A 24435-nucleotide genomic window follows, 5' to 3' on the forward strand; every position below is an offset into this window, starting at 1 on the left:
CTGGATCTCGCCGACGTGGTTGGCCGCCGGGGGTCTGCTGGCATTCAGCAGTTCAGTACCTCGGCGGCCAGCCGCTGGAAATCCGCACCTCTGTTTCCGTTGGAGGTCTGGGCCGACACGCTGTGGATCGCGTCAACCCAATCTTGCTTCCCCGGGATGCTCAGGCTTCCGGACCTTGCCCTCACGTACTGCAGCGCGGTCGATACATCAACGTCGAGCATCAACCTCATCGCCTCCATGACCGTCGCCGCGCCAGCGGCCTGGTGGCCAGTCGTCTGTTCGATCAGGCTCACGCGTTCGCCGACGGGAATGCTGCTTCCCCGGTCGCCAATCAGCAGGCGGTTGCGTTCGATCGGGTCCTTCGACTCCTGGTAGTCGAAGACGAACTCGGCCTTGCCTGATGCTCCGAACTCGCCCAGCAACGGTGTGAACTTGTTGAACCATTCATCGCCGTCGACCTGCTGAACGATCGTCCTCAGGTCGTCGCGGGCTCGCTGAAGCACGGCGTCGGCCTCGGTCGCGCTGCGTCGCCGAGTTTCGGCGATCCTTCCGAAGAAATCGTTGACGATCTTCAGCTTCGCGTCCCTGTTCGGCGCAAGTAGCAGCTCGCCGACCGTTGTGCTGGTCGAGCCGTGGACCGGTCCGTCCAGCTCGGCGGCTCGCCGGAGAAACCCGGGTTTCAGACGGCCCTCTTCCAGGTCGACAGTGGTGGCGGGGGCGGCGGATATCCGCCAGATCGGGTTCAGTGCCAGGCCTAGGCCGTTGGTCGGCGACTTGGGCACGAGATGCACGATGCCGAGGTGGTAGATCTCCGACAACTTCTTGAGGCTGGCGTCGAGTGATGCCTCAGTCACCACGACGGCCTGCTGCCCCCTGAGGGCGAACTGTTGAACCAGGCGTCTGACGTCTCGGATGACCTCGCCGAGGGCCTCCACACCCCGCTCCTGCACGCCCAGGTAGATGACCTGGCGGTCGACGTTACGCGCGGCTTCGCGGATCTCGTTCTGCGTCTGTTCTCCTGGCAGGTGGCCACGCCAGTAGAGGTTGGATCGTTCCTCGTCGCGCACGACGCCCGGTGGCAGCAGCGCGTCGTCCAGGAGGGGCGGACTCGGGGGTTCTGCATACGGTGGGCGAGGATCGGCGGTGGACGCGTCGATGCCGGTGGCCTGCAGGAAACCGTCGAGGTCGACGAGTCGGCCGCCTGCGTCGAGCACGAGCACGTCGGTACCGGGTGCCGACAACTGCCTGTACCGGTCGTCGTCGACCGTCGCAACCTTGTCGAACAGGCCATGCTCCTGCGTGTCCAGCCACCGCAGCTGAACCTGCCCACTGCGGTCGTCAGCCAGAAGCCAGTACACGTGGGCCGGCTGACCGGTGGGCCGAACAGCCACGAGCATCATCGCACTCGGATTTCGCTCCATAGCCCGCCACAACCGTGCGGGATCGATCTGATACGCGGGCGTCAGACTGGTACCGCCGAGGGCTGTGACGAGGTCAGACAGGTGCGGATCCGTGAACACGGAACCGTCGACGGTTCGGTTGCTGGTCCGACCGTGAAACGCGACGAACGCTCCCATGGCGCGCATCAGACAGTCTGACTCGTCATTCGGAAGCGGGTGGGCGGCAAACTGGTTTCTGGAGATCCATTCGCTGAGCCGTTCGGCCGAGCGGCCCGACTTCGAGTCGTTCCACACTGCGGCCACGGCCGCACCGAACGGACTCTCGGTGCCGGAGGCGGGCGACTTCGGCTTCTCGATCTCGGCCAGCAACTCCGTCACCCTGGTGTCCAACACACGTTTCCGACGATGCCACTCCTGCTGCTCACGTACCCAGGCGGCATTGAGGTCGTCGAGGGAGGTCGCGGTGGTCGGTGTCGGAGCCGACGTACTCGTGGCGTTGGGTGCGGCTCGTTGGCTCAGCTCACCCGCGAGCCGCGCGCGTTCGTAGGCCAAGTTCGCCGAGCGCCAGGCGATGAAGCTCTGCTGCTGCGACATCGCCGCCGAATTCGCCGCGGCGAGCCGCTCCATCGCCCGCGGGTCGTCGGCGAAACCTAGATGGTGCGCCGCGTCGACCAGGTCCATCCAGATCGGAGCGGCATCGGGAATCGTCACCATCAGCGCGGCTGTGGTGTCCGCGGTGGCCCTGGGCATACGGGCCATGACGACCAGTTGCTCGGTCCATTCGACCAAGGCGCTCGGCTCCCTGCTGTGGAGCAGGGACAGGTCGACGACACCGCCCAGGCCGGTGCCCACATCCTGTGAACCAGCCGAGCCGCTGGCTGCGTCGGCACCTGCGCCGACTCGGTTCGAACTCGACATATGGTCGCGGGCGCCCCAGTAACTATCCGTCGGCGCGCTGGTCGGGTCGGTCTGTCCAGTTTGACTGTCGACCTGTCCGGGCCGACCGGCACCCGCACCGGAGAACATCGCGACGTCGATCCGACTGTCGCTGCTGCTGATGCCGGAACTGGTGTTGCGCCCACCGCGCGTATCCCGGACGTGCGGCGGCTGTACGGAAACGAGCCGAGCGCGAACAATTCTGCTGTACAGGGTGAGGGTCATCTTGCCGCCCATCAGTCGCGGATCCTCGATCGGTATCTCGAGCGGACCGGACAGGCGGGTTCGTAGCGAGCCCCACAGCGTGCTCTGCCCCAGCGATGTGATCACCTGGTGCGCGACGAAGCCGCCGAGTTGCGCCTCGTCGCCAGCCAACCCAGCGCCGATCAGGGCTTGCATCGCCGCGGCCTGGACCGCCGCAGCGCCTCGGAAGTCGGCTACCTGGAACTGCGGCGGGAGCCGCAGCGACGTCGTGCGCTCTTTTCTGAACGAATGATTCCCTAATTGCCAGCGGCGAAGGTCGGTCTCTGCCGGGTGAGACACGATTCGGGTCCACGAGACGGGTGGGGGAGTTCCGAGATCCTTGGTATCCGTCCGGAGGTGGTTGGCGAACTTGTCGGTGACCAAGTCGTGTTTGATTCGCAGCGGAGCGCCCAGCGAAAGACCTCTGTGGTACGCGCTCGCCAACAACGTGACCCGTTGGCGCACCTCGGCCCATGCACCCGGCATGTCGACGGCCACCATTTCCCGATCTCCGACTGTCGAGACCTGGGCGCTCTGATGGGCTCTGCCAACCGTCCCGGTTGCGCCGGCGGACCCTGAGCGTTGCGGCTCCACGGCGCCGGCGAAGATTTCCGTCACTGTTTCGGTAGCCGCGTAGGCGACCTGCTGAAGGCTCCTCGTGGCCGTACTCGTCACGTCGAGCTCCAGGTTCCGCGGACCTGCGGTCACCTGCGTGATGTGAGGTGACGTCGGGAGCCCCCCGTCGTCCTGCGCAATCACCTGCAGGACGATCTGCACCGTTCGACGGCCGATTCTTCCCGGATAGGTGAGCAGGAAAGAGATGCCCCCGTCGATCAGTGCCCCCCAGTTTCCCTCAAGATGCTCGCTGGTCGTGTGCTCCAAGATCAGATCGGTGTTGTTCAACCCTGTGGCGTTGTCGCCGATCAGGGGCTCGGCGGCACCGACGCTGAGCTGTTGTGGAAAGTGGATGTTCCGAAGCCACGTAAGTACCTCGCTGCCTACCGCCGTCACGTTCAGCAGCCGTGCCGACCCAAGATTTCGTGGTGGAGTGAGCCGTACTTCACTGCCGAGGGTGAGCGAGGACGTCGGTATGGTGTTGAACGGCTGAGCCATGAAAAGAGAGGGTTCGGTGGAGGTTGGCGGCCGAGGGGGGCCCAGCACCCCCATTCGGCGAGCCGTCGCGGACATCATCAGCCCGAATGCGGTCGCATTCTCGACGGATCGGCTGGCGCTGAAGAAGCTGTCCATTCCGATCATGGGCTTGTTGACGAGAACGGCATGGACCACGAAGCGGACATGTGCCTGCACGGCTACCTGAAGCCCGCGATCGTGGTAATTAGTGTCGTTGCGTTCGATTTCTGTACTCAAGCTAGATGCCCGGACTTTCGACCTACCTGCGGTACGTCGGCGAACTGAAGCGCCTTGAGCCATCCCGGCCGACGACCCTGCGTGAGCGCCAGGACCGGCGGAGATTGATGCCTGCAGACCGCGCATCCGGGAACTGTTGACGCTGTGGTTCACGGCGATTCCATGCTCGATCGCGTGTTCAAGCATGCCCTGCGGGCCGATCTGGGGCGTCTCGACGAAGGCCCGGACGTACACCGAGCCGCTGACCGCCGGGTCGTTGATGATTTCACCGAGACCGTGCAGGCGGACGGCTTGCCGGGTCATCGTGGGTAGAAGCGCGGCCACCCGATCTGGAGTGAGCTGCTGGTGCAGCATGTAGTGCGAGAGGCTGGCGGGAGTAGTGATCCCGACGGCGGTGCCACGATCAGAGGCACCCTGTCGAATCATCAGTTGCCGGGCCTGGGTCACCGCTTCCTCGACCGCCGTCACCAGGGCGTCAGTCCCGTGGACATAGGAGAGGTGGTCCCAGTTGGTCACCATCCCCGTAGGTGCATCGCCCAGCGTCCGGTCACGCCAATGCCGCCGCTTGAGGTGGACGGGCGAAATCTTCGGCTCAGGCAGATCGACAACACCCGCCAGGGCCGCATTCTTCTCTTCGAAGGTGAGGTCCCGGGAGATGGAGAAACCGACAGGAAGGCTGAACGTGAGTAACCCCGCGTCGCCGGTGAGGCGAACCGGGCGTGGCTCGGCACCGTGCAGACGCTTCCAGAGTTGGTTGATCCGACTCACCGAACTCTTCAGCGCGTACACCCCGAGCGTGACCTCGAAATCCTGCACATAGACCGCTTGGGCCTTGTCACCACCATCGAGGAAGGTCTCGTTAGTGGTCTTGATCACGGCCGTTTGACGCCGACGCAGGTAGCGGAGCATCGCGCCGAAGAAACCGACACGCCCGACTCGGATCCTGGCGTTCGGCCCGATGCTGGTGTTGATCGCGCCGACGGATTCGGTAGTGTGGGTCACGCCGCGTTGCAGACGGTGCGGCGTCGAGGGCAGCGTTCGGTTCTGGGCAGGCTGCTCGACCTCTGCAGAGTCCTCGGGAATCGTCGCCATAGGCTGCGGTGGAGTTCGCTCGTCATTGCGAATGCCGACGTACTGCGGTTCTACGTCAGGCCGGGCGTTGCGGAGCTGAATGATCAGCGCCAAGGAGCGGGCGCCGTTGTCGAGATTCAGCCGAACAGCGATGTGCCCGGCGGTCAGGCTGAGGAAGTCGGCCGCCATCCGTGTCGCCCCAGCCTGCGTGGCGAGGCTCTCTTCATTGAGCATCGCTTGCATGATCCGACGGGTCACCATTCGTCTGGTCTGCGGCGAATCCCAGGCCGGCAGAAAGTCCCGAAACTCGGCGTTCCCTGGCAGATCCAATAAGAGTCGGAGGCGCTCCGCTATACGGACGGCGATTCGCTCGGCCCCGAAGAGGGTCGTCTGCCCGAGCCGGAGCTGACCATCGCGCCACATGTACGTGGGCAGGTGTCGACGCGCGGTAGGCATCGTGGCTACACGGAGGCGCTCGATCAGTTGGGCGCCTTCTGCCGACAGCGCTTCCGCCTCTGTCTGCTCGAGACGCGCCGTCGGCTCGACCACACGATGGATGGCTGCACGGTAGATACCGGCCGGCACCTCCTCTATCGCCTCAAGTTCCGAGACGACCGGGGCCGGGTCCACTCCGCGACGGTGCCAGAACCGCACTCGGTCTCGGGACGTGGCCCGCACGACTGTGGCCCGGTACCGGGTGCGCACCAGCACGGTCGGAACGTTCAATTCCTGCCCTGCGCGGCTGCTGGTAGCTGTTGCCGAGTTCGCACCAATTATGCTGCTTTGCGTGACCGCCATGCCTGCGGAGACGAGCGACAGGGGATAGATCGAGCTGACCGTGGCTTGCAGCCGGAAGCCGGTCCGGCTGTCAAGGCGAGTTCCTACGTCACTGACCGCTGTTGGCTGCTTGCGAAGCCAGGCGTCAGCGGCGGGGGTGCCGATCTGCTTAGCTGACACGAGCTGCAATCGAGTCCGCAGCCCTGCGGAGGACGGCACCCTGAACCAGGTCCGGTTGGACAGGAACCGAGGACCGTGGATGTTGCGAAGCAGCCGTTTCAGGGCTCTGCCACCCGACCAGTGACTGTAGATTTGCTGCCGGTTCTCGCTCGCGGCTGGTGCGATCGACTCGTCGTCGATCAGTTCGGCCACCTTGCGGGCTAGTCCGCCGTTCTCGTCACCGACTTGCACAGTCGACAGGCTGGGTGTCAGCAGCGTCACTGCCGCGTCGTCGAGCTCGTGCCTGGGCGCCGGGCCTGGCTCGGGCGTCATGAGCGCCAGACGCTTGGTGATCCGAAACCAGTGTGAGCCCACCGATGTCTCAGCCGCGTCGGCCGGCGGCTCGTTGTCGCGCCAGACGCGCAGAGTTAGCTCCGAATCGACGAGATACGAGTCGGCTTCGCCCCAGGATGCTTGGGCATCAGTCGTGGTCATGCTGGCCTGACTGCTTTGCGTTGTTCTTGCGTCCGAGACAGCTGCGCTGAGGGTCACGGGTACCCCCGCAGCCATCAGCGGTATCGGTAGCTGGAAGAACCCGCGCTGCGGGCGGCCACGACCGTGCTGGGCACTTGTCTGGTCCCGGCTGAACTGACTGAGCCGGTTGCCCGAGTCGATGCGGACCTGATCGGTCATCTTCGGTCGTGGCGTCAGGGACACCCAGACGATCTCCCGCCGACCTGATTTCCACCAGTGCCCCGACCGGGTCCGGACCACGAATGCTCGGCTGTTGTGAAGGAACGTCTCAGGTTCGGTGGAGAGTGCCTCGATCAAGGGATGATCATCGGCAGCTAGGTCGAATTCGCGCAGCGCGGAGCGTACGTGTTCGATGAGCCGCGCCGACCAGCTCGGCATGTCGAAGGGGGTCGCCGGCACGTTGAGCAGGTGCGGCACAGCAGCCACGGCGGCCCGGACCTTGGCCGTGTCATCCGGGGAGGCCTCCTTGACCAGTGCCCAGACCGCCTCGGCCTCAGCCCTGTCGGTGTGGCTCTGCGCTGTCGGCGGGTCGGCGGACAGCTCAGTTCGCCCGGGCGCTGGCTGACTGGCCGAAAAGATGGGGGTCTGCAACGTCGATACCGCGGCGCGGAGCCGAGCACCCCACCGCCCTGGGCGTCTCGGGCTGACGGGCGGATCGAGTAACGCCGCCAACGTGCGGTCATTACCGAGACCGCTGATCGGGTCAGCGGATTGCAGGAGCGCGGCGATGGTGGTCGCGTTCCCGGACGGGTCGATGAGCAGAACCTGTGTGCCGGGCGCGGTGAGTTGGCGGTTCAGGGAAGAGCCGGCGGATGCATCGGTCTCAGGAAGCCCGGCGGTGTGTACGCGGGCTACGGGTAGTTCAGGGATGACCCAACGTGCAAGAACGTGTCCGGCCTGGCCATCGGCGATCAGGCCGGACAGCGTGGCCGGGCTGGTGGCGAAGCGCACGAATGCCAGCGTGCCGGGCGTGCGCTGTAGAGCGGTGAACAACAACCGGACGTCGGCCAGCGGGCTGAAGTTTTGTCCAATCACCTGCGCGAGACGGGAGGGATCGAGGTTGGTAAGGATGTCCGAGGGGGAGGTCAGCTGCGGTAGACGTTGAAGTGCGGCAATGTACTTCTTCACCGCGGCGACCACGGTGTGCCGGTCGGGCAGGTCTGTCGTCGGGCTCAGGCGGTCCGGGTCGACTTCCCGGACGAGCGTCCGCATGGTGCCGGTTTGCAGTCGTGCGGCGAGTATCGGATCGTAGGCCTCGGGGCGCAGCCGGCCCGGTGGGGTGAGTGTGGCGTCGTGACGGCGGACCAACTCGATCAGTTGCGCGGTGCGTTCCCGCAGCGTCGCCAGGTACGCCGCTGGCGACGCGTGCGTACCGATCGGGTTCCAGTCCGGCAGGGAGGGTGGCTCGGCGCGTTGTCGACTCGCCTTGTGCGCTGCTTGGGGGTCAAAGTATCCGAGCTGCTCTATCGCCCACTGTTCGGTGCGTCGGTAGCGCGCGTTCACCAGGTGCTCGGTGGGCAGCACGAGCACGGCATTCGCCTCGCCCTGCGCGTCGAACGGCAGGAGCCGCGTGCTGTGCCGCTCCAAGGAGTCGGGTGCTCGTGCCAGGGTCGGAAGGCCAACCTGGTCGGCGCGGGTCATTGCCGGTGCCACGCCGGGTGCGAGTCCGTGGGGTACGTGCACCATTCTCGCGAGTAGGTCCAACGACTGGTCGCGCAGGATGACGGCGGCGGCCCCCTGGTCGACGACCGCTGTGTCGATGTGCACCTGGTGCAGGCCCGGCACTGGCGATGCGTTGAGCACCGCGTCGGGCACAACACCGTTGGGGCCGATCCACATACCTGAGCGCACCCAGGTAAGGGTGAACTCGGTGCAGACCGCTTCGGCAGGCTGGCCCACCTCGTGTTCCCTTCCTGCGGACAAACCCCGACAGCGTCGCCGCAACTTAGAGGCCGGATGTTTCGTGCGTGCTCTTGGTCAGTTGTCATCGGATGACGAAGTGGATGTTGGTCACTCGCACGCTTGACCTCGGAGGCGCGTTCGGGCGTGCCGCAGCAGGAGGTCGTGGTGTGTCGGCGGAAAGATAGCGGTCGGCAATATCCTACTATCCATAGCGCTTTAGTAGTGATCTCAACGGGTCTGCGCTCGTGGCCGTTCTCGGGCTCAGCGAAAAACACGCGAAGTCAGCCTGCCGGCCACGTCACTTGCTGCGACCCTGATCAGCCATGGCTAGGCTGAATGGCATGCCCACCGATCCCGCCCCGGCCGAAGTCGGGCCGTCCATTGACGATCGTCGGGCGGACGACAGCGCCGCTAGTGGGCTGCCCGTCCCCACACCGCGGCCGGCACCGGCCATCGAGACCGCGGATGGGCCGGGGCCGCCCATCGAACTCCCCGCCGAGGTCGAGTTGACCGAGCGGGAATGCGCCATCCTTGCCTTCGAACAGCGCTGGTGGCGGCACGCCGGCGCCAAGGAGCAGGCCCTGCGGGACACCTTCGGGATCTCCGCGACCCGCTACTACCAGTTGCTCAACGGGCTGCTGGACAATCCGGCCGCACTCGCCGCCGATCCCGTACTGGTCAACCGACTGCGCCGGCTCCGCTCGTCGCGGGCTCGCAATCGCCGCCGCTGACCTTCGACCTACTCCTTGTCGTGCCCCTGTGGCCCGTTGCCGATGGCGAGGAACGTCAGCGCCCACCCGGTGAACGAGAGGTCGATGCCGGCGATGCCGGCCAGGTGCGGGTGATCCGACTTGAGCCCTGATTCGTGCAGCCGCTTCACCATGCGATCCCGCTGACGCTGTGCACGGTCTGCGCGGTTCCGCCGCCGCCGTCCGCGATCCGCCGCATACACCGTTCCTGCCGCGTCCGGTCGTCCGAAGACTCCGGAAATGACCGCTGCTGACGCTACCGATCGTGCTGCCTCCGATGCGGTGGGTTGGCCTCATTGGGTGCGCTTGCCAGGCCAGCACAGCTACCGGTTCGCATGTCGGCCGCTTGGGCGGGTAGGCGACGGGTGTTCCGGGGTCGCCAGGCGACCGAGCACCCAGGAGGGGAGCGGAGCATGACGGCAACGAATCAGAGCGGTAGGGGGCAGCAGGCCCGGCAGGAGGCGTCCCGCGTCGGCCACCAGGCCACGCAGGCCGGAGGGCAGGTCGCCCACACCGCCGCCGAGCAGGGCGGGCAGGTGGCCGCCGAGGCGCGCCGACAGGCCCGGCAGCTGACCGGCCAGGCCGGCGGACAGCTTCGGGAACAGGCGCAGACGCAGCAGCGGCGGGCCGCCGACGGTCTCCGCGACATCGGTCGCGAACTGGGATCGATGGCCGAGCGCGACGGCGATTCCGGGCTGGCCGGTCAGGCGGTACGCCGGGTGGCCGACGCCGCCCAGCAGGCCGCCGGCTGGCTCGACGAGCGCGAGCCCGGCGAGGTGCTCGACGATGTCCGCACCTACGCGCGGAGTCACCCGGGGACCTTCCTGGCCGGCGCGGCGGTGGCCGGACTTCTGGTCGGACGGCTCACCCGTGGGCTGACCGGATCGTCCTCCGGCAACGGCGGGAGCGCAGGCACGCCGAGTGCCCAGCCGGCCGCTCCCCAGGGCGCACCGGCGGAGACCGGGCAGGCGCAGCCGTACGTGGGGGCGGCGCGGGCGCAGAACGTCTCGCCCGCCGGTCGTCCGCAGGGGGATCTGCCCGGCGGGGTGGCGCCGTGAGCGCCCCCGAGAAGGAGCGGACCCAGGCATCGGTCGGTGACCTCCTCGGCGACGTGACCAGGGACATGTCCACCCTGGTGCGCAAGGAGGTCGAGCTGGCCAAGGCCGAGCTGCGCGAGGAGGTCAGCCAGGCGGGCAAGGCCGGCGGTATGTTCGGCGGTGCCGGGCTCGCCGGGTTCCTGGCGGTGCTCTTCGTGTCGTACGCCGCGTGGTGGGGACTGTCCAACACGATGGACCAGGGCTGGGCGGCGTTGATCGTCGCGATTGTCTGGGCCGCCGTCGCCGGTGGACTCTTCCTCAACGCACGGACCCAGCTGAAGCGGGCACGCGCGGTACTGCCTCGGACGAAGCAGACCGCCCGCGAGTTGCCGGACGCCCTGCGGGGCCGGTGACCGAGTCGGTAGGGAGCAGACCATGTCCAGTGATCCGGATCGGATCCGGCGGGAGATCGAGACCACCCGCAACGAGTTGAGCAGTGACGTCGACGCCCTGGCCGACAAGGTCAACCCGCGTCGGATCGCCGGTGACAGCGTCGGGCAGGCTCGCGGCGCGCTCACCCGAGCGAAGGAGAAGATGATGGGCAGCTCGAACCATCTCGGGCAGGAGACCGGCCAGCGGATGTCGCACGCCGCAGGCTCCGTACGCGACGAGACCCGGTCGCTCGGGCAGCAGTCCCGCGCGCAGGCGCAGGGCAATCCGCTGGCCGCCGGGCTGGTCGCCTTCGGCGTCGGCCTGCTGGCTGCCTCGCTCGTTCCGCCGAGCGGGCGTGAACGGCAACTCGCCGGCCGGGCGCGGGACATGGTGAGTGAGCATTCGAGTGAGCTGCGTCAGCAGGCGAGCCAGGTCGGCCACCAGGTCCAGGACAACCTCCGGGAGCCCGCGCAGCAGGCGGCCCAGTCGGTGCGGTCCAGCGCCCAGCAGGGGGTGTCCACGGTACGCGACCAGGGCCGTTCGGCCGCCGGTCAGGTGCAGGGACAGGCGCATGCGGCCGTCGACGACCTTCGGCAGCGCTGATGTGCCGGGGCCGGCGTCGATGATGCGGGTACGCACCGCGTCCGCGCCGGCCCCGGGCCGGCCGGTCAACGAGGACCTGGTCTTCCAATTCGGTCCGCTGGTCGGTGTCCTGGACGGCGCGACCGTGCCGGACGGCTTCGACACCGGCTGCGTCCACGGACCGGCGTGGTACGTCCAACACCTGGCCGCCCGGCTCGCGGTGGCGGAGGCGGCTCGTCCGGCGGCCCGCCTGACCAGCAACCTGGCCGCCGCCATCCTCGCTGTCCGCGCCGACCACGGTGGGCAGTGCGACCTGAACCATCCGGGCACACCGTCCAGCACCGTCTGCCTGCTGCGTGACTGCGGCGACCAGGTGGACCACCTGGTGCTCTGCGACAGCCCGCTGGTGCTGGACGTGGGCGGTCAGGTGAGCGTGGTGACCGACGACCGGCTGGACACCGCGATGGCCGAGCTGCGACAGACCCTGGCCACCGTGCCGGCGGGCGCGTCGGACCCGGTCGAGCGTTTCCGGCACGCGGTGGGCGTCCAGCGGGAGCGGATGAACCGTACCCACGGCTACTGGGTCGCGGCGGCCGACCCGGACGCGGCGTTCCACGCGCTGACCGGGACAGCGCCGCGGCGAGGTTCGGCGGCCCTGCGCCGGGCGGCGCTGCTCAGCGACGGCGCGTCCAGTCTCGTCGAGCAGTTCGGGCTGACCGACTGGGCCGGACTGCTGGACCTGCTGAGCGCCGAGGGTCCGGCCGCGCTGCTCGGCAGGGTGCGGGACGCCGAACGCGACCATTCCGACCGGCTCCGCCGGCACAAGCCGAGCGACGACGCCTCGGTGGTGTTCTGCGAGTTCGGGTCGGTCGTCCCATAGGCCAGATGACGACGGAGCGTGAGGAAAGACACCCGAACCGCCCGACCGGCCGGTACCCGTAGCCGGACCGCCATCCGATGCCGAATGGGGTGGACTTCGGCCGATGGGGCCGGCAGACTGCGGCACGTGGCGGGTGCGGTCCGGCTGGAGCCGGTGGACGAGCGGAATCTGGAGCCGTTGCTCTCCGTAGCGGCTGCGGAGGCCGAGCCGGGCGAGGTGATGCCCCCCGTCGAAGCGCCCGCCGGCTGGTCGCTCGCCCGCCGGGAAGCCTTCCGTGAGTTCCACCGGGCGAGCTTCGCCGGCCTGGATGGCCCGACCGGCTCCCAGATGTACGCGATCCTCGTCGGCGGCGAGGTGGTGGGGATGATCCGGATGACGCGTTGTGACGAGCCGGGCACGGTGGAGACCGGCATGTGGCTCGGCCTCTCGGCGCGCGGGCAGGGGGTCGGCGCGGCCGCCCTGCGCGAATTGCTCAATGTCGCCGCCCGCGCTGGCATGCGTGCGGTGGTCGCCGAGACGACGTCCGACAATATTGGCGCGCTCGCCGTCCTCGAAAAGTGCGGTGCGAAACTGCGCGAGGACAACGGAAAGGTGCACGCCGAGATCTGCCTGGATTCCACGCCACCGGCTTTGTGACTGGGTCTTTTTCTCTTTCGCTTCTCCAGTGTCTTCCCTGCTCAGAACTACCCTGTTGTCCCGTCTGTGTCATCCGGTTCCGATTCTCCGAATGCCGCCGACCGGTTGTCGGTCGAAATCGTCCGGACGGTTTCACGGCAATTCCGTCGGGTACTGCCCGCCGGGTCCGCAAATACGGGACGTCTGGTCGAGGGTGTGGTTTGCGCTTCTCCCCGGTAACCCTCCTTCGCCCCTGAGCGGGCAGACGTCCCGGACCCGCCGGGGAGCGAGGGAGACCTGATGAAGACCGGAACACGAATCGGACTGGCCGTGGGCTTTGGCTACGTGCTGGGCCGTCGTCGCAAACTGCGTACCGCGCTGACCCTGGCGGCCGCTGTGGCTGCGGGTCGCGCGAGCCGCGACCCGGGCGGTCTGCTGAAGCGGGGTGGTGCCCTGCTCCAATCGTCCCCACAGCTCAGTAGCCTCAGCCGGCTCGGAGGACCGCTTGTCAACGCCGGTCGGTCCGCCGCGACCGCCGCGGCCGGCAGCGGCGTCGACGCGCTCACCGGCCGGCTGCGCGGTTCCGCCGATGCGCTGCGCCGCCGCACCGGCAACCAGGGCGGCGATGGCAACCAGCGCGGCAACGGCAACCAGGGCGGTGACCGCAACCAGGGCGGTAACGGGAACCAGGGCGGCAATGGCGACCGCGACACCGCGAACAACCGGGGCGATGCGGCGACCGGGCAGCGGCGGGGGCGGTGACCATGGCCGGAAACAGCAACCCGGGCGGCCTCGGCGACAAGATCCGCGGCCCGCTGGCCGATGAGGTGCGCAACCTCGCCGGCGCGATCGGCGAACGCGCGGTGAGCGTGGTGACGGATCGGCTCACCGGCGCGACCGGCCGCCTGAGCGAGTACGCGCGTCAGGGCGGTGGGCCTGGCCTGATCGCCGCCGCCACCGGAGCGCAGAAGCTGGCCGAGGGCGGCTCACCGGTCAAGGCGATGCTGCACGCCGGCGTGGCCGGCGGTAAGGAGAAGGTGATGTCGGCTCTCGGCCGCGTGGGCGGTAAGGGCGGTAAGGGCGGCAAGAAGCAGAAGGTCACCAACATCGTCGAGACGATCGAGGTCGGTGTGCCGGTGCGGGCCGCGTACAACCAGTGGACGCAGTTCGGCGACTTCCCGAGCTTCATGAAGAAGGTCGAGCAGGCCGAGAACGACGGGCCCGAGAAGATGACCTGGAAGGCGCAGGTCTTCTGGTCGCACCGGACCTGGGAGTCGACGATCGTCCGCCAGGTGCCGGACAAGCTCATCCACTGGCGGTCCAAGGGCGAGAAGGGGTCCGTCGACGGCACCGTGAGTTTCCACGAGGTGACCCCGGACCTGACCCGCATCCTGGTGGTGCTCGAGTACCACCCGCAGGGTCTCTTCGAGCACACCGGCAACCTGTGGCGGGCCCAGGGTCGGCGCGTACGGCTGGAGTTGAAGCACTTCGTCCGACACGTGATGACCGAGGTGGCCCTCGACCCGGACCAGGTCGAGGGCTGGCGCGGCGAGATCCGCGACTCCCAGGTGGTCAAGGACCACGAGACGGGCCTGCGTGAGGAGCGGGAGCAGCAGGAGCGCGGCGAGCCCGAGGACGAGGAGTACGACGAGGGGCCCGCCGAGGAGCAACCGCGCCGCCGGCCCGCAGGACGCCAGCGCCAGCGCCCACCACGGCGACCGGCCGAACCGGAGTACGACGAGGAGTACGAGGCGTACGAGGACGGCTACGACGAGGGGTACGCGGACGACGAGTCCGACGAGGAGCCCCCGCCGGCACCCCGCCGTCGCGCTCCGGAGCGGGCCCGCCGCCCGCAGCCGCGTGAGGAGCCGCAGCGGCCGCGACCGCCCGTCCGGCGGGGTTCGGAGCCGCCGCGCCGGCCCGTGGTGCGCCGTCGTCGCGAGGAGGACGAGTGACGCTGGCGTCCGGCGCTGACGCCGTCGGCGGTGCCCTGGAACGGGTGGGCTCCGCCGGCTCGGCCCGCTCCTGCCCACCGTTTGACTCGTGCCGGGTGGGTGGGCGGCGACCCGACCGGGGTCACCGCCCACCCACCCGTCAGGCCGGCAGTCGTACGACGTCGTAGTCGACGGTCGGGCCGGGCTCGACGTCGAACCGGCCGTTCACCACGTACAACGCCGAACCGAGCAGGTCGCCGGTCGCCGGTGACCGCAGCGCCGGGCTGGTGATCTCCCGCCGGACCACCCCGGCGGTTCGGTCGGCGTTCAACTCGACGACCGCGACGACGTTGCTCAGGTTCCGGATCACGTAGAGGGTGCGACCGCGCAGCACCAGCCCGTCGGCCCGGTCCACCGAGTAGCCGCCGAGGTCGACGACACGGCTCGCGCCGGTGCGCGGGTCGACGCGTACCAGCCGGCCGGCCACCATCTGTGCGACCAGCAGGTCCCCGTCGGGCAGCGCCACGATCCCGTTGTTGAACGCGTCGGGTGACGCGGCCGGCCCGGTGAGCGGCAGTATCCGGGCGGCGGTGGCGGGAGACAGCCGACCACCCGGGAGCAGCGGTACGACGTACAGCACCGGAAGGGCCGAATCGGTGAGGTAGACGGCGTTCCTGGTGACCACGAGGTCGTTGACGATGCGGCCCGGCTCGTCGGTGAGCTGGTAGCGGGCCAGGAGAGCGCCTGTCACCCCGTCGTGGACGCTGGCCGTGCCGGCCGAGAAGTCGGCGGTCCACAGGCGGCCCTGGGGGTCGAGTTTGAGGCCGGCCTTCTGCTGCCCGGGGGCGCCCGCGATGAACATCGAGCCGTGTCCGGTCCGGAGGTCACCCCGCCAGACCGCGCCGTTGCCGACCGACCCGACGTAGACGGTGGTGCCCCGGCCGATCGTCAGCCCCTCCGGGCTGAACCCGTCGGGTAGGGCGATCCGGGACGGGAACGCCGCCGTCGGGTGGGCGGTCGCCACCGAGCCGGCCGTGCTGAGGGTGGCCACCGCCACGAGCGGGACGGCGAAAAGAGAGAGCAGCCTGCGCAAGGGGAACACCGCCTGTCGTCGAGTGGATCTCTCCACTGGGGAACGTGTCGCCCTGGTAACGCTCCGCGTACGACAAAAGGTTGGAGGCGGTGATCATTCCCGTCGGGTGGCGTACGCGGCCAGCCAGGCGACCTGGTCCGGGTCCAGGGACGGGCGGACGCGCTCCCGCGCGGTCGCCACGTGCGCGGCGGTGACGGTGGCGGCGGCCAGTGACTCCCGCATCGCCGCGAGGGCCGCCTCCCGGACCACCGCGGCGCAGTCCGCCGCCGAGAAGCCGGTCAGCTCCTCGCCGAGAGCCGCCAGGTCGACGTCCGGCGCCAGCGGGACGTGCTTGGACGCGGCCCGCAGGATCTGGGCGCGGGCCGGCCCGTCCGGTGGCGGGACGTAGACCAGCCGCCCCAGCCGGCCCGGTCGCAGCAGCGCCGGGTCCACGAGGTCCGGCCGGTTCGTGGCCCCGACCACCACCACGTTGCGCAGCGCCTCGACCCCGTCCAGTTCGGTGAGCAGCGCGGCGACCACCCGATCCGTGGTGCCGCCGTCGGTGGCCTGCCCGCGTACCGGGGCCAACGCGTCGACCTCGTCCAGGAAGATCAGCGTCGGTGCCGCCTCCCGGGCTCGGCGGAACAGTTCGCGGACGGCGCGTTCGCTCTCGCCCACCCACTTGGACAGCAGCTCGGCACCCTTGACCGAGAGCACGTTCGCCCGGCCCGAGCCGGCGAGCGCGGTGACCAGGTACGTCTTGCCGCAGCCGGGCGGCCCGTAGAGCAGCACGCCGCGCGGTGGCTGCACGCCGAGGCGGGCGAAGGTGTCCGGGTAGGTCAGCGGCCACAGCACCGACTCGGTCAGCGTCTGCTTGACCTCGTCCAGGCCACCCACGTCGTCCAACGTCACCGACGCCAGCTCCAGCGTGGACGCGGCCATCGTCGTCGGCCGGACCACCTCCAGGGCGGCGGTGAAGTCGGCCATCGACACCGTCGGTGTCGTCGCCGACTTCTGCCGCAGTGCCGCGCGTACCCCGGCCTCCCGGACCAGCGCGGCCAGGTCCGCCGCGACGAAACCGGGGGTACGCCCGGCCACCTCGTCCAGGCGCACGTCGTCGGCGAGCGGGACCTGCCGGGTCAGCACGGTGAGCTGTTCGCGGCGCAGGGCCGCGTCGGGCAGCGAGACACCGATCCGCAGTGACAGCAGGTCCGGTGCGCGCAGTACCACGTCGACGGCCTCCGGCCGGCTGGTCGTGCAGACAACTGCGGCTCCCGCCCGGACGACCTCCGCGAGCACCTGCCGGAACACCGTGGCCAGCGGGCCGGGCTCGTCCGCCGGTGCCAGCGCCTCCACGTCGGTGACCAGCAGCACCGCCGGCCCTCCGGCAACCGCCGCGGCCGCCGCGGCGCGCAGCCGGTCGGCGGCGGCCTGGTCGGCCAGCGCAGCCACCTCGGGCGCCCAGAGCGGGTGTACGCGGGCACCTACCCGAGCGGCGACCGCCCGGACCAGCGCCGACTTCCCCGAGCCGGCCGGTCCGGAGAGCAGCACGCCCAGCGAGATGGTGGTGCCCAGCCGGCCCAGCACCTCCCGGTGGTGGAAGCCGAGGTCGAGGAGTTCGCTCAACTCCTCCGCCTGTGCGCGTAGCCCCGGCAACTCGTCCACGTCGGGCGCGTCCGTCTCCGGTGCGGCGTCGACCGTCCCGGGCTGCCGGGCCGGTAGTGGCTCACCGTGGGTGGCCGGCCCGTGCTCCCAGGCGACCACCGTGTCCATGGTGACCAGCGACCCCGCCGACGGCTCGACCGCGACAACGGTGAGCAGGGTGCTCGTCCAGGCGAAACCGACGCTGGTGGCGAGGCTGCGCCGGGCCGCCTCGACGAGGCTGCGCGTCGAGGCGTCCGGTAGCACGTCCTGCGGTAGCAGCGACACGTCGTCACCGGCGGTGACCACCTTGCCCAGTAGGGCGAGCCGGAGCATCTCCGGGCTGACCGCCGCCGCCACCTCCACCGGCCCGGCCAGGGTGACCCGAGCCGCCGGGATCAGCGGCAGCGGCGAGACGCGCACGGAAGCGCCGTCCCGCAGACCCAGGTTGCCGAGCGTGAGGTCGTCGGCATAGAGCAGCGCGCTGCTCGCGCCGGCCCCGGCCGCCGCGACGATCCCGGCGGTCTCCCGGCGTCCCGCCAGCCGTACCGGCGCGCCGGGGCGCAGGCCCAGCGCGGTGAGCGCCTCCGGGTGCAGGCGCACGATGCCCCGTCGAGCGTCCAGCGCCGCGGGCCGCAGGCTCGCCGTCAGGGTCAGGTCGGGTTGGGCCACCGCTCGACCGTAGCCGCCGTCCGCCGCTCCCGGTGATCAGCGACGCGGATCCAGCTCGTCGAGCAGGGACGGGTCGCGCCGGATCAGCTCCGCGAGGCGGGCTGCCGGGTCCGGGGTCAACCCGTCCGAGCCGGGCGCCCACGCCGGCACCGTGCGACCGGACAGCGGCCAGGACGGCGGGGGTTCCACCGGGGCCGCCGCCGGCTCCGGGCCGACCGTCACGTCCGGGCCGTCCCAGGACACCCGCAGCGGGTACGTCCGACCGTCGTGCTCCACGCGGACGGTCACCGCCAGCCCGGGGTGGGCGCCGACGACCTGGCGTACCGCCTCGGCGACCTCCTCGACCGGTCCCCAGCCGGCGGTGTCGCCGGGGTCGACTCGTTCCGCGTGCCGGGCCGACCCGGCGGTGCGCCCCGCCACGGTGACGTCCGGCGCGGCGGTCGGGTCCGGCGGTGGCGCGATGTCGTCACGGTCGTTGGCCCGCCGGCGCAGCGCCTCCTCGCGCCGGGCCAACCGGGCCAGCGTCTCGTCCAGGTCGCCCCTCACCAGCATCACCCCTTCCCGCCACGGCCGGAGCCGGTCGGCTCAGGCCTTCCTCTCCCGGGTGGCCCGGTCCAACGCGCGGTCCAGGACGACCAGCAGGGCGTCCCGCACCGAAAGCCGGTCCCGGGCGTCGAACTGCACCAGGGGCACGTGGTCACCGATCGCCAGCGCCCAGCGGATCTCCCCGAGTTCCAGTGCCAGCCGCCCGTCGAACGCGTTGACCCCCACCACGAACGGCAACCCCGCCCGCTCGAAGAAGTCGATCGCCGGGAAGCAGTCGTCCAGTCGTGCGCTGTCGACCACCACGAGCGCCCCGAGCGCGCCCCGAGCCAGGTCGTCCCACATGAAGCCGAACCGGGACTGCCCCGGAGTGCCGAACAGGTAGAGCTTCAGGCTGCGGTCGATGGTCACACAGCCGAAGTCCATCGCCACCGTGGTGGTCGTCTTGGTCGACCGTATGCCCGGATCGTCCACGCCGATGCCGGCGCTGGTCATCTCGGCCTCGGTGGTCAGCGGCGCGATCTCGGAGATCGCTCCGACGGTGGTGGTCTTGCCCACCCCGAAACCACCCGCGATGAGGATCTTGACCGGCACGGGCGGCGCCGCCGGCGGCCGGTTGACCGGTCCGGTGTCGGCCGGCGGCCGGTACGGCGGCGGCGGGCCGGTCGGCGACTGCGGGCCGACGCGCCCGGACACCGGAGCGGCGCCCGAGGCCGTGCCGTAGCGGGCGGTGGCGCTGTTGCCGGCGAGACCCCCGATCGGGACGCCCGGCCATTCAGGAGATCGCACGAAGTCCATCAATCACTCGCAGGATGAGGTCGGGGTCGAGGGCGTCGTTCGCGTCGGTCGCGTGCACGTCCAGGTGCCCGGCGGCCCGCAGGTCGCCCACCAGCACCCGGGTCACGCCGAATTGCAGCCGGGTCCGGGCGGAGAGTTCGGCCACCGAGATCGGGTTGGCGCAGAGCGCGATGATCGCCTGGAGCTCCGGTGCCAGCAGGCCGACGGGCGAGCCGGTCCAGCGGGTGCCGTCCCGGCGCAGGGTCACCTGTGTCTCCAGCCCGATCGCCGGATCCGCGCCGGCCACCCGTCCGGCGGTGAGCACGAACGGCCGCAGGCCGGTCGGGACGCCGTCGTCGGGTTCCGGCTCCGGCGCCGCCGGCGCGCCGCCCCCACCCGGGTGCGGCGTGCGCAGGTAGGGGCGGATCCGTACCCCGGGCTCCGGGTCCGGGTCCTCGCCGGCGACGTCGGGAGTCACTGCTGAACGGCGTTCTTCAGCTCGGCGATCAGTCGCGGGGTGAGCGCGCCACCGGCCCGCCCGGCGAAGAGGGTCATCTCGTACGCGACGGTGCCCAGGTTCGCCGAGCGGTCGGCGACGACGCCGAGCACGGAACCGCTGCTGATGGCGCTGATCAGCAGGTACCCGTCGGCCATGTCGACGATCACCCGGTTGAGGCCGCCGAGCGCGTACCAGCTGGCCGCGCCTCCGGCGAGGCTGGTCATGCCGGAGACCACGGCGGCCAGGCGCTCCGCGTTGGAGCGGTCCTTGATGGCCGACATGGCCATCAGCAGCCCGTCCGAGGAGACCGCGATCGCCTCCAGCACCCCGGCGGTGCTGGATGTGAAGGAGTCCAGCAGCCAGTTGAACGTGCGGGCCTCGGGGCTGAGGTCCCCGGTGGTGCCCGGCTGGGTCTGGTCGACGTTGTCGTGCAGGAAGGGGCTGGTCACCGTGATGATCCTTCTTCGTTCCGACGATCTGGGCTGACTTCGCGGAGAGCGCGGGCGACGCCCGCCTCGAACTCGGTGATGAGGGCGCGCACCTCGGTCGGGTCGCCGAGCTGCGGGCTGGCCGGTCGGTGTGGCGGCGAGACCGTCAGGTTCGCCCCGGGCACCCGGCGGCTCAGCCGGGGACGGCTGTGGGCGGTCCCGCCGGTGTCCGCCACGGCAGGGCCGAGGCCTCCGGGGGTGGCGGGCAGGTCGACGGTAGCGCTGGGATCGGCCGCCGTGTGCCCCGCGCTGGCGGGCGGCTCGGTGACCGTCCGCATCGACCAGTGCTCGGCGGGGCGGCCGGCGGCCGGTGCGACGCTCGACTCGGCCCGGCGTACGCCGGACTGGAACGCCTCGACCAGCGCGCGGGCAGCGTCCGGGTCGGCGCTGGTGGCGTCGACCGGTCGGGTGGGCGCGGCGGTGGCGGGAAGGCTCGCGCCGGGCACCCGCTGCCGGACGCGGGGAGTGGCGGACGCCCCCGCCGGGGCGGTGCTCTGTCCGACGGGGGCGGGCTGCGGTGTCGTGGGCGCGGTCGTGGCGGGGTCGGCCGACTCCCGAGCGCCGAAGGCGTCCCAGGACTCGCCGGATTCCAGGCTACGGGTGGCCCGGCTGAGCAGATCCGTGTCGAACCCGGCCGGCGCGGCGGCGGTCGGTGTGGCGAAGGCTGGTTCGGCGACGGCCGGCTCGGCGGCCGGCGGTGCGGTGACGGCCGGTGCCGCGACGGCTCCCCGGGCGCGGGCTCCTCGGGCGGAGTCGAGAGCCGGCCGTCGGCCCCGGTCCGGTACGGCGGCCCGGGCGACCGTCGCCCCGGCCCGGTCGGCGCGACGCAGCACCAGCGACGCCTGGGGGATCTCGACCTGCGCCGTCACCCCGCCACCCACGGTGGCGGTGAGGCTCACCTCCCAGCCGTGCCGGCGGGCCAGCCGGCCCACCACGAAGAGGCCGAGCACCTCGGTCGGCGCGAGGTCGAGACGTTCACGCCGGGTGAGCCGCGCGTTCTCCTCGGCGAGCCGCTGTTCGCTCATGCCGATGCCGTGGTCCACCACGGTGATCCGGGCGCCCCGCCCGGCGGTCTCGCCGGCCACGAGGACCCGGGTGTGCGGCGGGGAGAAGACCGTCGCGTTCTCCATCAGCTCGGCGAGCGCCAGGACGAGGTCGCCGACGATGGCCGGTGCGGCGGCGACGCCCGCCGGCACCTGCACCTCGACGCGGGTGTAGTCCTCGATCTCACCGAGCGCCAGCCGGACCACGTCGGCCAGCGGCACGGGCGCGGTGTGTGCGTCGGCACCGGCCGAGCCGGAGAGCACCACGAGGCTGCCGGCGTTGCGCCGCAGTCGGCTGGAGATGTGGTCGAGCCGGTACAGGTGCTCCAGCCGGCCCGCGTCGGCCTCCTGCTGCTCCAGCCGGTCGATGAGCGCGAGTTGCCGGCTCACCAGGTTCTGGGTACGCCGTCCGACGTGCCCGAACATCTGCGCCACGTTGCGCCGACCGGCGACCTGCCGCTCCACGAGTTGGGCCGCCGTGTTCTGCACCCGGTCGAATGCCCGGGCCAGTTCACCGATCTCGTCGCTGGACCGGATGACCACCGGTTCCAACCGGACCGGCTGGACGCGCTCCGTCTCGTCGTCGGTGACCCGGACCAACTCCGCCTCCGCGACCCGGGCGACCCGGTCGGCGGAGCGGGTGAGCTGGGTCAGCGGTCGGGCCACCGTACGCGCCACCGCCGCGCTGAGCAGCACCACCAGTGCCAGGATCAGGGCCGCTGCCGCGCCCACCAGGTACGCGGCGGTGAGCGCCCGACGCTGGTCGGCCTTCACCTCGGCGAGGACATCGGCGACGATCTTCTTCTCGACGAACTGGCCGAGCCGGATCATCGTGCGGACGGCCGGGAAGAGCGCCTCCATCGGCACGTCGCGGACCGCGCCGGCCGGGTCCCGGGCGCTGGTGATCAGGAAGTCGGGGCTGGTACGGGCGGCCACCGCGGCGTCGTTGAGCTGAGCCACCTTGAGCTGTTCGGGAGTGATCAGGCTGCGGAAGCGCGCGTTGTCGACCTGGAGTGCGGCGATGCACGCCACGTAGCCGGCGGTGGTGTCCGGAGTACCGATCGCCTTGACCAGGATGCTCAGGGTGGCGCAGGCGCCGATGCCCTCGTCCGCGCGCAGCAGCCCGTCCAGGGCGAGCACCTGGCGGCCGGGCAACGTCTCGGTGTCCACGCTGAAGACCAGCCGGAGCGACCCGATCAACTCTCTGTTGACCGGCCCGAAGGCGTCCATGACCTGGCCCGGGTTCGCGGTTCGGGCCAGCACCCCCCGGCGTAGGTCGACGAGCCTGGACACCCCGTTGAGCGCGTGGTCGACCTGCTCGGTCATCGCGTCGCCGCCGTCGGCCCGCAGATCGGCCACCCGGTCGTCGACGTCGGCCGCCTTGCGGGTCACGTCGGAGCGTTCGACCTGGCCGAGGAGGAAGCCGATCGACAGGATGCGCTCCTGCTGAAGGTCCTGCACGAGGCTGCCGACCCGGCTGGCGAGCCGTACCTGGTCGGTGATGTCGGCGGCGCGTTGCGCGGCGGCCACCCGGTCGAGCACGACGGGCACCGCGAGGCCGACCATGCTCAGCAGGGGAATCACCACGAGCAGCGCGAGCTTCCCGCGGATCCGGAGCCTAGCGAGCAGCATCGAAGGGCCCCCACTGCTCGGCGACCGGTTCGTGGGCCGCGCCCACCGGTTGCAGCGTCCGGGTGTCGGTCGCGGCCGGCGGCTGCCAGGGGTCGCCGGGCGGCGGGGCGACCGGGCTCGCGGCGTCCGGGGTGGCGACCCGCCGACCTGCCCGCCGACCGGCGGCGACCAGCAGCCAGGCGAGCCAGGCCAGGACCAGCGCGGCCACCGTGCCCGCCCCGACGGCCAGCCACCGGTCCCGGGTCAGTCCGTCGATCCGTTCGGTGAGCAGGGTGTCCAGTTCGCCGAGGATGACGGGCTGAAGCTGCCGTGCGGCGTTGCGCGAGTTGAGCGCGGTGGCCCCCAGTTGGCCCTGGTCGACGGTGCCGGACGCGCTCGGCGTCGAGTACAGGGCCAGCGCCTCCACCGACCGCTGGTAGGCGTCGAGCGGGGTCAGCACGTTGGCCCCCAGGTCGGTGCTCTCCGAGTTGTCCACGGCGGAGCGCAGGTTGTCGACCACGTCGGTCGCGGGCGACAGGGCGGACACCCGCAGCCCGGTCAGCTCCATGAGGGTGCGGGGCCGCGTGGCGGCCGGTCGCCGGCCGGCGAGCGTGCCCAGGTCGGCGAGCCGGCCGGCGGCCACCACCGCCTCGGGCAGTTCCTGGCCGGCGCTGTCCTGCAGGAAGAACGAGTCGGCACCGGGGTCACGGATCAGCCCCGAGCTCTCCCGGACCTTGCGGTGCAGGGCGAGCAGCAGGTCGGTGACCTCGCCGTACGCGGTGTAGGCGGCTTCCGGGTCGGCGGGGCTGCGATCGCGCAGCGCCTCCACTTTGGCCCGCAGGCCGGCCCACCGTTCCTGCGTGCGCAGTTCTCCGCCGATGCGCGCGTCCACCGCGGCGGCCTGCTCGACCGCGCGGGTCAGAGGCTCCCCGGGGACGGGGCGGCCGGCGACGGCACTGGTCTGGGCCTCCACCAGCGTCTCGGTGACCGGGGCCAGGGCGCGTAGGTACTCCACGCCGAGTCGTTCCCGCTCGGCCACGCTCCGGTCGTCGGCGGTGTGTCGCCAGGTGGACGCGAAGAGCGTGCCGACCGGCGCGAGCAGCGCGACGATGAGCAGCAACGGCAGCGAGCGGCCGAGCATGGACGTTCGTCGACGGGCCCGCGGCGCGGGGACTGTCATGGTGTTTCTCCTCCGGCGTCGGGCGGGGGATCGGCGCGGTGTCGGGGTCGCCGACAAGTCCCGTCCACCGGACCGGAAAACTAACCGAACCCCCAGGCGAGCCGGCCGGTCGGGGTGAGTCAGGTTTGCGTCAGTTCGAGCGATGTCACCGTTCGTCAGGGTTCCGGGCACGCTCTGTCCGATTCCCAGGTGTGACATGAAGGGATCGAGGGGGATATCCGCGAAAGATCGGAATTCACGCGATCCGAACTCAACTCACTGGCCCGCCATGGAGGATGCTCGGTCGCGCC

Annotated in this window: 18 protein-coding genes; 8 read left to right on the forward strand and 10 right to left on the reverse strand. The window is 70.5% G+C overall.

Annotated elements, in window-relative coordinates; genetic code table 11:
• Nucleotides 1-44: 44 nt before the first annotated feature.
• Nucleotides 45-8387 carry a hypothetical protein gene (locus ABZU91_RS20245; protein WP_355242417.1) on the reverse strand — a complete coding sequence of 2781 codons (8343 nt, stop codon included), beginning with the start codon at nucleotides 8385-8387 and terminating at the stop codon, nucleotides 45-47.
• A gap of 344 nt (nucleotides 8388-8731) precedes the next feature.
• On the opposite strand from ABZU91_RS20245, the gene ABZU91_RS20250 reads away from it, so the two are divergent.
• Nucleotides 8732-9121, forward strand: coding sequence for a DUF3263 domain-containing protein (locus ABZU91_RS20250; protein WP_355242420.1), 390 nt, complete (start codon nucleotides 8732-8734; stop codon nucleotides 9119-9121).
• An 8-nt stretch (nucleotides 9122-9129) separates the two neighbouring features.
• Here the strand turns inward: ABZU91_RS20250 and ABZU91_RS20255 are convergent, their stop codons facing one another.
• On the reverse strand, nucleotides 9130-9273 hold the full coding sequence (locus ABZU91_RS20255; protein WP_355242422.1) for a hypothetical protein: 144 nt from the start codon (nucleotides 9271-9273) through the stop codon (nucleotides 9130-9132).
• A gap of 279 nt (nucleotides 9274-9552) precedes the next feature.
• On the opposite strand from ABZU91_RS20255, the gene ABZU91_RS20260 reads away from it, so the two are divergent.
• The 7 genes from ABZU91_RS20260 (at nucleotide 9553) to ABZU91_RS20290 (ending at nucleotide 14640) form a co-directional block, all read left to right on the forward strand.
• Nucleotides 9553-10197 carry a hypothetical protein gene (locus ABZU91_RS20260; protein WP_355242425.1) on the forward strand — a complete coding sequence of 215 codons (645 nt, stop codon included), beginning with the start codon at nucleotides 9553-9555 and terminating at the stop codon, nucleotides 10195-10197.
• Nucleotides 10194-10589 (forward strand): phage holin family protein, encoded by a 396-nt coding sequence (locus ABZU91_RS20265; RefSeq protein WP_355242428.1) that lies wholly within the window; start codon nucleotides 10194-10196, stop codon nucleotides 10587-10589. Before ABZU91_RS20260 ends, ABZU91_RS20265 begins: the two co-directional genes overlap by 4 nt.
• A 22-nt stretch (nucleotides 10590-10611) precedes the next feature.
• Nucleotides 10612-11211: a DUF3618 domain-containing protein gene (locus tag ABZU91_RS20270; RefSeq protein ID WP_355242431.1), complete on the forward strand. Its 600-nt coding sequence runs from the start codon at nucleotides 10612-10614 to the stop codon at nucleotides 11209-11211.
• Entirely contained in the window at nucleotides 11180-12070 is an 891-nt protein-coding gene (locus ABZU91_RS20275; RefSeq protein WP_355242434.1) for a hypothetical protein, read from the forward strand. The genes ABZU91_RS20270 and ABZU91_RS20275 overlap by 32 nt, the downstream gene beginning before the upstream one ends.
• A gap of 126 nt (nucleotides 12071-12196) precedes the next feature.
• On the forward strand, nucleotides 12197-12706 hold the full coding sequence (locus ABZU91_RS20280; RefSeq protein WP_355242437.1) for a GNAT family N-acetyltransferase: 510 nt from the start codon (nucleotides 12197-12199) through the stop codon (nucleotides 12704-12706).
• Nucleotides 12707-12985: 279 nt separating this feature from the next.
• Entirely contained in the window at nucleotides 12986-13447 is a 462-nt protein-coding gene (locus ABZU91_RS20285; protein WP_355242440.1) for a hypothetical protein, read from the forward strand.
• A 2-nt stretch (nucleotides 13448-13449) separates the two neighbouring features.
• Nucleotides 13450-14640 (forward strand): SRPBCC family protein, encoded by a 1191-nt coding sequence (locus tag ABZU91_RS20290; RefSeq protein ID WP_355242443.1) that lies wholly within the window; start codon nucleotides 13450-13452, stop codon nucleotides 14638-14640.
• Nucleotides 14641-14779: 139 nt separating this feature from the next.
• On the opposite strand, the gene ABZU91_RS20295 is transcribed toward ABZU91_RS20290, so the two are convergent.
• From ABZU91_RS20295 to ABZU91_RS20330, 8 genes are all read right to left on the reverse strand, one after another.
• Complete coding sequence (locus ABZU91_RS20295; protein ID WP_355242446.1) at nucleotides 14780-15712, reverse strand: superoxide dismutase; 933 nt, start codon at nucleotides 15710-15712, stop codon at nucleotides 14780-14782.
• A 93-nt stretch (nucleotides 15713-15805) separates the two neighbouring features.
• Nucleotides 15806-18004: an AAA family ATPase gene (locus ABZU91_RS20300; RefSeq protein WP_355242449.1), complete on the reverse strand. Its 2199-nt coding sequence runs from the start codon at nucleotides 18002-18004 to the stop codon at nucleotides 15806-15808.
• A 36-nt stretch (nucleotides 18005-18040) separates the two neighbouring features.
• The gene (locus tag ABZU91_RS20305) at nucleotides 18041-18550 is read right to left on the reverse strand and encodes a hypothetical protein (protein ID WP_355242452.1); all 510 of its coding nucleotides are present in this window, start codon (nucleotides 18548-18550) and stop codon (nucleotides 18041-18043) included.
• A 39-nt stretch (nucleotides 18551-18589) separates the two neighbouring features.
• A complete protein-coding gene (locus tag ABZU91_RS20310) occupies nucleotides 18590-19345 on the reverse strand; it encodes an ATP/GTP-binding protein (RefSeq protein WP_355242455.1) in 756 nt (251 codons plus the stop codon).
• Nucleotides 19323-19802: a DUF742 domain-containing protein gene (locus ABZU91_RS20315; protein ID WP_355242458.1), complete on the reverse strand. Its 480-nt coding sequence runs from the start codon at nucleotides 19800-19802 to the stop codon at nucleotides 19323-19325. The genes ABZU91_RS20310 and ABZU91_RS20315 overlap by 23 nt, the downstream gene beginning before the upstream one ends.
• On the reverse strand, nucleotides 19799-20272 hold the full coding sequence (locus ABZU91_RS20320; protein WP_355242461.1) for a roadblock/LC7 domain-containing protein: 474 nt from the start codon (nucleotides 20270-20272) through the stop codon (nucleotides 19799-19801). Before ABZU91_RS20320 ends, ABZU91_RS20315 begins: the two co-directional genes overlap by 4 nt.
• On the reverse strand, nucleotides 20269-22986 hold the full coding sequence (locus ABZU91_RS20325) for a nitrate- and nitrite sensing domain-containing protein (RefSeq protein ID WP_355242464.1): 2718 nt from the start codon (nucleotides 22984-22986) through the stop codon (nucleotides 20269-20271). The genes ABZU91_RS20320 and ABZU91_RS20325 overlap by 4 nt, the downstream gene beginning before the upstream one ends.
• The gene (locus ABZU91_RS20330; RefSeq protein WP_355242467.1) at nucleotides 22973-24145 is read right to left on the reverse strand and encodes a hypothetical protein; all 1173 of its coding nucleotides are present in this window, start codon (nucleotides 24143-24145) and stop codon (nucleotides 22973-22975) included. Before ABZU91_RS20330 ends, ABZU91_RS20325 begins: the two co-directional genes overlap by 14 nt.
• Nucleotides 24146-24435: the final 290 nt, after the last annotated feature.

The sequence above is a fragment of the Micromonospora sp. NPDC005174 genome, assembly GCF_040608495.1.
Lineage (GTDB): Bacteria > Actinomycetota > Actinomycetes > Mycobacteriales > Micromonosporaceae > Micromonospora.

Bases quoted from the DNA above. Each gene is read 5' to 3' on its own strand.
- ABZU91_RS20250 (WP_355242420.1), top strand. From the start codon at position 8,732: ATGCCCACCGATCCCGCCCCGGCCGAAGTCGGGCCGTCCATTGACGAT.
- ABZU91_RS20255 (WP_355242422.1), bottom strand. From the start codon at position 9,273: ATGGTGAAGCGGCTGCACGAATCAGGGCTCAAGTCGGATCACCCGCAC.
- ABZU91_RS20260 (WP_355242425.1), top strand. From the start codon at position 9,553: ATGACGGCAACGAATCAGAGCGGTAGGGGGCAGCAGGCCCGGCAGGAG.
- ABZU91_RS20270 (WP_355242431.1), top strand. From the start codon at position 10,612: ATGTCCAGTGATCCGGATCGGATCCGGCGGGAGATCGAGACCACCCGC.
- ABZU91_RS20275 (WP_355242434.1), top strand. From the start codon at position 11,180: ATGCGGCCGTCGACGACCTTCGGCAGCGCTGATGTGCCGGGGCCGGCG.
- ABZU91_RS20285 (WP_355242440.1), top strand. From the start codon at position 12,986: ATGAAGACCGGAACACGAATCGGACTGGCCGTGGGCTTTGGCTACGTG.
- ABZU91_RS20290 (WP_355242443.1), top strand. From the start codon at position 13,450: ATGGCCGGAAACAGCAACCCGGGCGGCCTCGGCGACAAGATCCGCGGC.
- ABZU91_RS20310 (WP_355242455.1), bottom strand. From the start codon at position 19,345: ATGGACTTCGTGCGATCTCCTGAATGGCCGGGCGTCCCGATCGGGGGT.
- ABZU91_RS20325 (WP_355242464.1), bottom strand. From the start codon at position 22,986: ATGCTGCTCGCTAGGCTCCGGATCCGCGGGAAGCTCGCGCTGCTCGTG.
- ABZU91_RS20330 (WP_355242467.1), bottom strand. From the start codon at position 24,145: ATGACAGTCCCCGCGCCGCGGGCCCGTCGACGAACGTCCATGCTCGGC.